At 69.3% G+C, this 9,513-nt stretch carries 10 protein-coding genes and 1 rRNA gene; 6 read left to right on the top strand and 5 right to left on the bottom strand.

Annotated features, from left to right (window positions below):
• The coding region (locus tag RBS60_RS16110; RefSeq protein WP_307958609.1) for an MFS transporter at window positions 1–1,186 on the bottom strand (1,186 nt) is incomplete at its 3' end.
• A gap of 92 nt (window positions 1,187–1,278) precedes the next feature.
• Between RBS60_RS16110 and RBS60_RS16105 the strand changes: the two genes are divergently transcribed.
• From RBS60_RS16105 to RBS60_RS16095, 3 genes are all read left to right on the top strand, one after another.
• Window positions 1,279–2,643: an MATE family efflux transporter gene (locus RBS60_RS16105; RefSeq protein WP_307958608.1), complete on the top strand. Its 1,365-nt coding sequence runs from the start codon at window positions 1,279–1,281 to the stop codon at window positions 2,641–2,643.
• 13 nt (window positions 2,644–2,656) lie between these two features.
• Window positions 2,657–3,280, top strand: a complete 624-nt coding sequence (locus tag RBS60_RS16100; protein ID WP_307958607.1) for a hypothetical protein — start codon at window positions 2,657–2,659, stop codon at window positions 3,278–3,280.
• Between the two features lie 61 nt (window positions 3,281–3,341).
• The gene (locus tag RBS60_RS16095; protein ID WP_307958606.1) at window positions 3,342–3,740 is read left to right on the top strand and encodes a hypothetical protein; all 399 of its coding nucleotides are present in this window, start codon (window positions 3,342–3,344) and stop codon (window positions 3,738–3,740) included.
• On the opposite strand, the gene RBS60_RS16090 is transcribed toward RBS60_RS16095, so the two are convergent.
• A complete protein-coding gene (locus tag RBS60_RS16090) occupies window positions 3,737–4,282 on the bottom strand; it encodes a CGNR zinc finger domain-containing protein (RefSeq protein ID WP_307958605.1) in 546 nt (181 codons plus the stop codon). The genes RBS60_RS16095 and RBS60_RS16090 overlap by 4 nt on opposite strands.
• Window positions 4,283–4,362: 80 nt before the next feature.
• Between RBS60_RS16090 and RBS60_RS16085 the strand changes: the two genes are divergently transcribed.
• Both RBS60_RS16085 and RBS60_RS16080 read left to right on the top strand, forming a co-directional pair.
• Window positions 4,363–5,379 carry a DMT family transporter gene (locus RBS60_RS16085; protein ID WP_307958604.1) on the top strand — a complete coding sequence of 339 codons (1,017 nt, stop codon included), beginning with the start codon at window positions 4,363–4,365 and terminating at the stop codon, window positions 5,377–5,379.
• A gap of 10 nt (window positions 5,380–5,389) precedes the next feature.
• Complete coding sequence (locus RBS60_RS16080) at window positions 5,390–5,662, top strand: DUF2277 domain-containing protein (RefSeq protein WP_307958603.1); 273 nt, start codon at window positions 5,390–5,392, stop codon at window positions 5,660–5,662.
• Window positions 5,663–5,739: 77 nt separating this feature from the next.
• Here RBS60_RS16080 and RBS60_RS16075 read toward each other — a convergent pair whose 3' ends face one another.
• The 3 genes from RBS60_RS16075 to RBS60_RS16065 all read right to left on the bottom strand — a co-directional run bounded on the left by RBS60_RS16075 (window position 5,740) and on the right by RBS60_RS16065 (window position 8,843).
• Window positions 5,740–8,100 (bottom strand): heavy metal translocating P-type ATPase, encoded by a 2,361-nt coding sequence (locus RBS60_RS16075; protein ID WP_307958602.1) that lies wholly within the window; start codon window positions 8,098–8,100, stop codon window positions 5,740–5,742.
• Between the two features lie 4 nt (window positions 8,101–8,104).
• Window positions 8,105–8,335, bottom strand: coding sequence for a heavy-metal-associated domain-containing protein (locus RBS60_RS16070; protein WP_307958601.1), 231 nt, complete (start codon window positions 8,333–8,335; stop codon window positions 8,105–8,107).
• A gap of 157 nt (window positions 8,336–8,492) precedes the next feature.
• Window positions 8,493–8,843, bottom strand: coding sequence for a metal-sensitive transcriptional regulator (locus tag RBS60_RS16065; RefSeq protein ID WP_307958600.1), 351 nt, complete (start codon window positions 8,841–8,843; stop codon window positions 8,493–8,495).
• Window positions 8,844–9,418: 575 nt separating this feature from the next.
• Between RBS60_RS16065 and RBS60_RS16060 the strand changes: the two genes are divergently transcribed.
• A 16S ribosomal RNA gene (locus RBS60_RS16060) occupies window positions 9,419–9,513 on the top strand; the annotation flags it as partial.

Genomic DNA, 9,513 nt, shown 5'->3' with positions numbered 1-9,513 from the left:
AGTCGAGCTTGGCGGTCGTGGCGGGCGGCATCGCGATGCCGAACCCGAGGCCGGTGGCAGCGAGGGCCGCGAGGAGCGGCCAGTAGTCCGAGTCGGGGGCGAGCCGCAGGAGTGCGGCGAAGCCCGCAGCGGAGATGAGGATCCCGGCGGGGACCACCACGCGGAGGCCCACGAGCGCCGTCGCGCGCGTCCCCACGGCCGCGCCGACGACCAGGGCCAGCATCATCGGCAGAAGCTTGACGCCAGTGACGAGCGCGGAGTCGCCGAGGAACGCCTGCAGGTACAGCGGGAGCGCGAACAGCAGGCCCATCATGACGAACGAGGTCAGGGCGGTTGCCATGGTGGGCCAGACGAACATCCGGTTGCCCGTGAGCCGCGGATCGAGCAGGGGCGCCGCGGCTCGCCTCTCGACGAACCAGAAGGCCACCAGCAGCCCCGCACCGCCGATGAGCGGGACGAGAACCTCGCCGGAACCCCAGCCGCTGACCGGCTCCTGGGTGATCCCGTAGACGATCCCGGCGAGGCCCGCGACGGTCAGGAGCATTCCGGCGAGGTCGAAGCGCCGCCGGCCGGAATCCTGCGAGTTCGGGATGAGCGTGAGTCCCGTGGCGAGCGCGATCGCCACCGTGGGCACGTTGATGAGCAGCGTGGAGCCCCACCAGTAGTTGTCCAGCAGCCAGCCGCCCAGAAGCGGGCCGAGCGGCATGCCGAGGCCCATGGCGGCCGTGATGACGGCGACGGCCTTGGCGCGCTCGCCCGGGGCGAAGACGGTCGGGATGATGGACATGGAGAGCGGGAACACGGCCGCCGCGCCGATCCCCATGACCGTCCGGGCCGCGACGAGTTCGGCCGGGGTGGCCGCGAACGCGCCGAGGGCGCTCGCGGCCACGAAGACCGCCAGGCCCACGGCGAGGACCGTCCGCCGGCCGTACCGGTCCCCGAGCATTCCGGCAGGGATGAGGAGCACCGCGGAGGTCAGCGTGTACCCGTTGACGATCCACTGCAGGTCCGTGGTGCTCGCGCCGAGTGCGCGGGAGATGTAGCTGAGGGCGACGTTGAGCACCGTCGCGTCGAGGCCGACGACGAGCATGGTGAGTGCCAGCGCTCCGAGGATCCACCACCGACGGGGGTGCCCCGCCTTGGTCTCCGCGGACGCCGTGGCCGAGGAGTTCTTGAATGTTGCCATGAAAAGAGAGTAGCTCTCATAATCTGGTGACTGTCAATAGGGTGACTCATCCATTTCGAGTGCTGTCGGTGCCCCCGCCTAGAGTGGTTCGCATGGAGCCCACGGAACGCGTCGGCGCGAGGAAGGACGGAGGGCGGGAGGCGCCGTCGACCGCCCGCGAGATCCTCCGGCTCGCGGTCCCTGCGTTCTTCGCCCTCATCGCCGAGCCGCTGTTCCTCCTGGCCGACTCTGCGATCGTGGGCCACCTCGGCGTCGACCAGCTCGCCGGCCTCGGTCTCGCGACCACCGTGCTGCAGACCGCCGTCGGGCTCATGGTGTTCCTTGCGTACGGGACCGGGCCCGCCGTGGCGCGGTTCCTGGGTGCGGGCAAGATGGGCCACGCGATGGCAGCCGCGCGCGACGGCGCCTGGCTGGCGCTGCTTCTCGGCCTCGCCCTCGCGGCGCTCGGCTGGGCCACCGCGCCCGGGATCGTCGGGCTGCTCGGCGGCTCGGCTCCGGTCCAGGGGTACGCGGTCGAGTACCTCGTCTGGTCGATGCCGGGCCTTGTCGGGATGCTGCTCGTCTTCGCGGGAACGGGTGCGTTGCGGGGTCTGCAGGACACGCGCACGCCCCTCGTCGTTGCAACCGTTGGTTTCACGGGGAACATCGTCCTGAACCTGCTGTTCGTCTACGGCCTCGGATGGGGCATCGCCGGCTCGGGGATCGGCACGAGTGCCGCCCAGCTCGGCATGGCCGTCGTGTACATAGGCATCGTGCTCCGCCGCATGCGGCACGAGGGCATCGGGTTCGCGCCCAGCCGGCACGGGGTCCTGGGTGCCGCCCACGTCGGCTCGTGGCTCATGCTGCGCACCCTCACGCTCAGGGCCGCGATCGTCGCGACCGTCGTGATCGCGGCGCAGCAGGGGGCAGCGAACCTCGCGGCGCATCAGCTCGTCATGACGCTCTTCAGCTTCCTGGCCTTCGCCCTCGATGCCCTCGCGATTGCCGCCCAGGCGCTCATCGGCAAGGAGCTCGGCGCCTCCCACGCGGCCCGCGCCCGTGACCTCACCCGCACGATGGTCCGCTGGTCACTCGGCTACGGGGTTGTCACGGGGGCAGTTCTCGCGGTCTCGGCGCCGTGGATCGGGTGGATCTTCACAACAGACCGCCAGGTGCACACCGCCCTCCTCCCGGCGCTCCTCGTGCTTGCCGCGAGCCAGCCGGTGTGCGGGTATGTGTTCGTGCTCGACGGGGTGCTGATCGGCGCCGGGGATGCCCGCTACCTCGCGCTCGCGGGAGTCCTCAACCTCGTCGTCTACGCGCCGCTCGTGGTGTGGGCGGGACTCTTCGGTGGGGGCGGTCCGGCCGGGCTCGCCTGGCTCTGGGCGGCATTCGCTGGCGGGTACATGCTCGCGCGCGCCCTTACGCTGGGCCTGCGCGCCCGCGCCGATGCGTGGATGGTGCTCGGCGCCCACTGACTACACTTGGTCCGTGCCTGATTCCCCCACACCCCCGTCCCCGAGTCCGTCCGGAGACGAGAGCCAGCGCGCCCTCGCGGGCCCGGTGCTGCTGCGCAGCGCGATCGCGCTCGTGTTCGGTGCGGTCACCGTGTTCTGGGGGGCGCCCACCGCGTTCGGCGGGGCCTGGTGCCTCGCCGCGTACTTCGTTGGCCTGGCAGTGGCGCGCACGTGGCTGCTGCGCCGGCAGGGCCGCGCGGCCGATTCCGCTGCCCGGCCGTCGGGCAGCACGCGGGTCGTCGCATCGGCAGCGTACGGCGTCGCCGCGGCGGTAGGTCTGGGCCTCGCCGCGGCACCGGACACCGTCGTCATCGGGATCGGAGCCGCGATTGCGTTCGCCGCGACGGGCCTTGCGGACCTCGCCTCCGGTCTGGCTTTCAGGGTTGCCGGCCAGCGCCGGAGCCCCCTCGCGCGCGACGAGGTGATCACCGGCGTCGTGCATCTCGGGGCAGCCATTTTGCTGCCGTTCTTCGGCGCTCTGGGGGCACATGCGCTGCTCGGTGTCGCGGGCGGGGCGGCCATCATCACGGGTGTCCTGCTCGTGATCGCAGGCCTCAGCCTGCGGCACGATTCCCCCGCCACTGCCGAAGTGGCCTAGAATCGAGACGTTCTACTTCTCGTAGAAGCAACCCACCACCCCGGTCGCCTGAGGAGGGCTCATGTCTGATGCACCGCGTGGTCCCCGCGTCGGGATCAAGGGACCGCTCCTGTTCTCGGCGGTCTTCGGGGCCATCGCCTTCGTTGTCGTCCTGTTCGCAGCCTCGGGCGGCACCCAGAACGGCCTGCGGTACGACCTCGCCTTCGCCGCCTTCGGCATCGCGTTCATCGCGTGCCTCGTGATCGCCGCGATGCTCTCGATGAGCTACAAGGAGAACGCGGAGCACCTCGGCCAGGGCGACGGTGTCAACCTCCGCTCCGAGGACCGGGTCAAGCGCCCCACGGCGAAACCTGACCAGACCGCCACGACGGATCGCGCCGAAACCCCGGCCGCGGACGATGCAGCACCCGGCAGCCCGGACGGCACCGACAAGACTGAGGACGAGGGTTCCGCCTCCTAGCCCGCCGCCCTGCGCTCCCGGTAGGCGCGCACATGCGTCCGGTTGGCGCAGTTGCCGGTGTCGCAGAAGCGCTTCGAGCGATTCTTCGAGAGGTCGATCAGGACCGCCTCGCAGTCATCCGCCGCGCAGACCCGCAGTCGGTCCAGCTCCTTGGAACGGATCACATCCACGAAGGCCATGGCGGCCTCCGTTCCCATGCGATCCGCCAGTGGCGCCTCGGGCGCGGTGGCGTGAAGGTGCCAGTCCCAGCGGTCGTGCTTGACGAGCTGGGGGAGTGCCTGGGCCTCGCGCAGGAGCGCGTTGACGATTCCCACGGCGTCGTCCTCCGGCGCGTTCCACAGTCCCCGCAGGCGCGCCCGCAGCGTGCGCACGGCGGCCAGTTCGGCGGCGTCGTGCGTGCGCGAGCCCGTGAACTCCTCCTCGTCGAGGAAGCGGTCCAAGTCCTCTCCGGTCGCGAGCAGTTCACCGCGGTCGGCGTCGAGGGTGTTGACGAGGTTGACGGCGCTCCGGAGCGCCACCTCGGTGTCATGGGCAAAGATCACGTTGACTCCTGACCCTCCAGTGGCCTAGTGTCATGACCATACTCCAAGTTTACCCATGACATAATTTCGGGAGGTGCCCTGTGCTGTCGAGGCTGTCTGAGAATCGGTCCGCATCCGGACTCGTCTTCGCCCTGCTCTCCGCGGCCACCTTCGGCATCTCCGGACCGCTGGGCAAGTCCCTGCTCGAGGCAGGCTGGACTCCGGGCTCCGTCGTCGGGAGCCGCATCGGGCTCGCAGCGCTGATCATGGCGATCCCGGCGGTATGGGTGATGCGCGGGCAGTGGTCGCGGCTGCGCGGCGGCGTCACGCTCATGGCCGCGTACGGCTCGGTCGCCATCGCTCTGTGCCAGTTCTTCTACTTCAACGCCGTGGCCCGCATGAGCCCGCCGGTCGCGCTCATGCTCGAGTACCTCGCGCCCATCATCCTCGTGGGCTGGGTATGGCTCCGCACGCAGCGCCGCCCCGGCGCGCTGACGATCGGCGGCACGGTCGTGGCGATGCTCGGCCTCGTGCTCGTGCTCAACCTCCTCACCGCGCAGCAGGTGGACCCGATCGGCGTCCTGTGGGGGATCGCGGCAGCGGTCTGCCTCGCCGTGTACTTCGTCCTGTCCGCGAAGTCCGACGGCGTCCTGCCGCCCTTCGTGACAGTGGCCGGGGGGATGGTGTTCGGCGCGATCACGATCGGCGTCCTCGCAGTGGTGGGCCTCCTGCCGGTGGCGGCGACGTTCGGCAGTGTCGATCTCCTGGGCACCGGGCTCCCGTGGATCGTGCCGCTTGCCGGTATCACCCTCGTGGCGGCGGTCCTCGCCTACACGCTCGGTATCATCGGCACGCAGCGCCTCGGCTCGAAGGTCGCGAGCTTCGTCTCGCTCACCGAGGTGCTGTTCTCCGTGATCGCCTCGTGGATCATGATCGGCGACGTCCCGGGCCCGCTGCAGTTCGTCGGTGGGGCACTCATCGTGGGGGGCGTGGTGATGGTCCGCACGGACGAGCTCCGTTCCCCCGCGGCCGAGGCAGTGCCCGACTTCGCGCCCGAGGCGCTGCCCGCGGCCGAACCTGCCACGGGGGCCCTCCCGATCGTCGAGCGGCGCGCCTAGCATTGACCGCATGTGCCGCAATATCAAGGTCCTGCACAACTTCGAGCCCCACGCGACGAATGAGGAAGTCCACGCCGCGGCGCTCCAGTACGTGCGGAAGGTGAGCGGGAGTACTCACCCGTCCAAGGCGAACGAGGAAGTGTTCAATCGGGCCGTCGAGGAGATCGCCCACATCACGGGGCATCTCCTCGAGGACCTCGTGACGAGCGCATCGCCGCGGAGCCGTGACGTCGAGGCCGCCAAGGCGAAGGCCCGGGCCGCTGTCCGCTTCGGAACGGCCTGACCCAGACGTATCGACGCAACCCGGAGCCGGGCCCAGCGGGATCCGGCTCCGGAGCCCCGAGCTGTGCCGACGCCCCCTTAGCGACCGAATCGCGTGAGCCGCAGCGAGTTCGTGACCACGAGCACCGAGCTCGCGGCCATCGCGGCCCCGGCGACCATAGGGTTGAGCAGCCCGAGCGCCGCGATCGGAATGCCGATGGTGTTGTAGGCGAAGGCCCAGAACAGGTTGGCCTTGATGATCGAGAGGGTCCTGCGGGAGAGCTCTATCGCCGTTGCGACCTGGCGGAGGTCGTCGCCCATGACCGTGAGCTCTGCGGCTTCACGGGCGACATCGGTCCCGGAGCCCATCGCGATCCCGAGGTCGGCCTGGGCCAGCGCGGGGGCGTCGTTGACGCCATCGCCGGCCATTGCCACCCGCGCGCCGCCGGCCTGGAGCCGTTTGACCACCGCGACCTTGCCCTCGGGCCGGACGCCGGCGTGGACGTCCTGAGCGGCAATCCCCACTTCGGCCGCGACCCGCGCCGCGACCGCGGCGTTGTCTCCCGTGAGCAGCACAGGGCGCAGGCCCAAGGCCTTGAGACGCGCAATGCCTTCCGCGGAGCCGGGCTTGACCGTGTCCCGCAGGCTCAGCATCCCCGCCACCCGACGGTCGACGGCGACCCACACCGCCGTTGCCCCGCCGGACTCCCGTTCGGCGAAGATCGCGAGCTGGGCTGCATCGGGCATCCCGTCCTCGGCGAGGCGCGGCACGATCCAGTCGGTCCGGCCCACCAGCACCTCGCGGCTCTCGCCTGAGACCTCGACGACTGTTCCCTCCACGCCGCCACCGGCAGCGGACTGGAAGCCGACGACGGCCGGCTGCCCACCGCCGTCGTGCGTGCCTCGAGTCCCGCCGATTCCCGACGCGACCCGCGCGGCCTCCGCGGCGACGATGGCCTTCGCAAGCGGATGCTCGCTCCCGGCCTCGACGGCAGCGGCGAGCCTCACGAGGTCGAGGTCGGACGCGCCGAACGTGTCGACCGCATCGAGCGCGAGGCGCCCGGACGTCACAGTGCCTGTCTTGTCGAGCACGATCGTGTCCACCGCCCGGGTGTCCTCGAGGACCTGGGCCCCGCGGATGAGGATGCCCAGCTGTGAACCGCGGCCGCTCCCGGCGAGCAGGCCCACAGGGGTCGCAAGGCCCAGTGCGCACGGGCACGCGATGACCAGCACGGCCACCGCGGCCGTGAAGGAGGACGGCAGCGAGCCGCCGAGCACCTGCCAGGTGATGAACGTGAGGACCACGATCGCAAGCACGATCGGGACGAAGACGCCGCTGATCCGGTCGGCGAGCCGTGCGATCGGCGCCTTGCCGGTCTGCGCCTCGGACACGAGCCGCGCCATGGCGGCGAGCGTCGTCTCGGAGCCGACCCTCGTCGCCTCGACGACGAGCCGGCCCGACGTGTTGACCGTCGCGCCGGTCACGGGGGAGCCCTCTGTGACCTCGGCCGGCAGGGATTCGCCCGTGATGATCGAGGTGTCCACTGCCGAGGCGCCGTCACGGACGATCCCATCTGTAGCGATGGTCTCGCCGGGCCGCACTACGAACAGGTCCCCCGGCACCAGCTGCTCTGCGGGCACCACGGACTCGACGCCAGCCCGCAGAAGGGTGGCCTGCTTGGCGCCGCGGTCGAGCAGCGCGCGCAGGGCATCGCCGGCACGGGACTTGGCCCGGGCCTCGAGCCAGCGACCGAGCAGAAGGAACGTCGTCACGACCACGGCCGTCTCGAAGTACAGCCCGCCGGTGCCGGTCATCTCCATGCCCGGGTGCTCGGTCATCCGCGGATCCACGATGAGCTGCACGAGCGAGTAGAGGTAGGAGGCCGCGACACCGATCGAGACGAGCGTGTCCATCGTCGAGCCGCCGTGCCGGGCGTTGACCGCGGCGGCACGGTGGAACGGCCACGCGGACCAGGTGACGACCGGCAGCGCAAGCGCCGCGACCCACCAGCCCCAATCCATGAACTGCGCGGACGGGATCATCGAGATGAGCACCACAGGGATGGTCAGTGCCGCCGCGACCGCGAGGCGCGGCAGGAGGGCATCGACCGAAGACGGCCTTCGGCTGGCTTCGTGGATCTGGGAGGTCCGGCCGGGCTCAGCCCCCGTGACTTCGGGGCCGTGCTTGATCGGCACCTCTTTGACCCGTGCCTGATACCCGGCGGCCGCGACCGTGGAGAGCAGCTCCTGGTCGCTCACCCCTGCAGGGACCTCGACCCTCGCGGACTCGAGTGGGAGGTTCACGGACGCATGCACGCCCTCGATCTTGCCGAGCTTGCGCTCGACCCGCGTGACGCACGAGGCGCAGGTCATGCCCTCGATGTCGAGCTCGACGATGCGGGACAGCCCCGCTTGGGAGACCAGCGCAGGCGGCAATTCGGTGGTGCCGGGTCGGTCCATGGTTCTAGGCGTTGCTGTCTACGATGACGTAGCCCGCCTCGGCGACGGCCTCGCTGATGGACTCGTGCTTGAGCTTCCGGTCCGAGCTGACAGTCACCTCGGAGACGCCGCCGGCGTTGAGGTTGATCGAGACGCCCTGGACGCCGTCGATCGCTTCGATCTCTTCGGTGACGGATGCAATGCAGTGGCTGCAGGTCATGCCATCGACCTGCACGGTGGTGGTGAAGTGGCTCATGGTGCTGCTCCTCGGGTTCGGGTGCTCGGTGGAGGACTTCCTGATCTCCGCTGCCCCGGGCGCGGGGCTGAACGAAAGCCGGGACAGGGGGATGAACTCTGTGGCGCGGGCGTTGCCGCCGGTAGTGCTGCGGGTGGTGCCCCCGCAGCCGCACGAGCTACCGCAGGAGTCGGCCGATGGCATCGGTGGCCTCCTTCACCTTGGCGTCGATGGCGTCGGCCCTCTTCTCGGGGTCCGGCTCATTGGCGGCCCCGACCACGCAATGGCCGATGTGTTCCTCGACCAGACCGAGGCTCACGGCGTGCAGCGCCTTGGTCACGGCGGCCACCTGCGTGAGGATGTCGATGCAGTACTTGTCCTCTTCCACCATGCGGGCGATACCTCGGACCTGGCCTTCGATCCGCCTCAAGCGCCTCAGATAGGCGTCCTTGTCAGCGGTATAGCCATACGGGGGACCTGGATGGGCGGGGGGCCCCGGGTGGAAGTCCGGACCAATGACTGTTTCCATGGCACCGAAGATATACCCACTGGGGGTATAAGACAAGTACCCAGAGGGGGTATCGCCCAGTTCGATGATGCCAAGGCCTGCAAACCCGGATCCCTCTCCGGCCACGTGTGGCGAAGGGCACAGTCCTGCAATTTGGCCGCGAGGCGGCAAGCCGGTAAAGTTCTACGAGTCGTTGGAGCGGCCGCGAGGACATCGCAGGCCAGCAAGGCGGCCGAACCCCTGAAAATCCCGCCGGAACGGCAGCATTTAGATGCGCCCGGAAGGTGGGGATGGACACGAATTCAGACGCATTCCCCAAGAGATTGGGAATTTGCAGACAAGAATTCGATGGGGTAGAGTAGAACCTCGTTGCTCCACGGGGATGTGAACGGCTCGAAGTCGGGTTGGGATCGTTACCTGTGGGGGCCTGTTGTTTGAGAACTCAATAGTGTGCCAAGTTTTGTTGATGCCGTTTTTTTGGTGTCTTTTGTCCGGTGCTGTGCCGCCCCTGTGGTGTGGTGCCGGGTGTTGATGCCGGATCATTTTCTGTCGGCCTGGCTGCCCTATTTTCCTGGGGTGCCGGGTCGGCGTTGTTTTTGACGGAGAGTTTGATCCTGGCTCAGGATGAACGCTGGCGGCGTGCTTAACACATGCAAGTCGAACGATGATGCCCAGCTTGCTGGGCTGATTA

It is taken from the genome of Sinomonas sp. ASV486 (assembly GCF_030908215.1).
In the GTDB taxonomy this organism is placed as follows: Bacteria; Actinomycetota; Actinomycetes; order Actinomycetales; family Micrococcaceae; genus Sinomonas; species Sinomonas puerhi.
This window is presented reverse-complemented; position numbering and strand designations above follow the sequence as displayed.

Excerpts from the sequence above, each read along its gene's own strand:
- RBS60_RS16105 (WP_307958608.1), top strand. The coding sequence starts at position 1,279 with ATGGAGCCCACGGAACGCGTCGGCGCGAGGAAGGACGGAGGGCGGGAG.
- RBS60_RS16095 (WP_307958606.1), top strand. The coding sequence starts at position 3,342 with ATGTCTGATGCACCGCGTGGTCCCCGCGTCGGGATCAAGGGACCGCTC.
- RBS60_RS16080 (WP_307958603.1), top strand. The coding sequence starts at position 5,390 with ATGTGCCGCAATATCAAGGTCCTGCACAACTTCGAGCCCCACGCGACG.
- RBS60_RS16075 (WP_307958602.1), bottom strand. The coding sequence starts at position 8,100 with ATGGACCGACCCGGCACCACCGAATTGCCGCCTGCGCTGGTCTCCCAA.
- RBS60_RS16070 (WP_307958601.1), bottom strand. The coding sequence starts at position 8,335 with ATGAGCCACTTCACCACCACCGTGCAGGTCGATGGCATGACCTGCAGC.
- RBS60_RS16065 (WP_307958600.1), bottom strand. The coding sequence starts at position 8,843 with ATGGAAACAGTCATTGGTCCGGACTTCCACCCGGGGCCCCCCGCCCAT.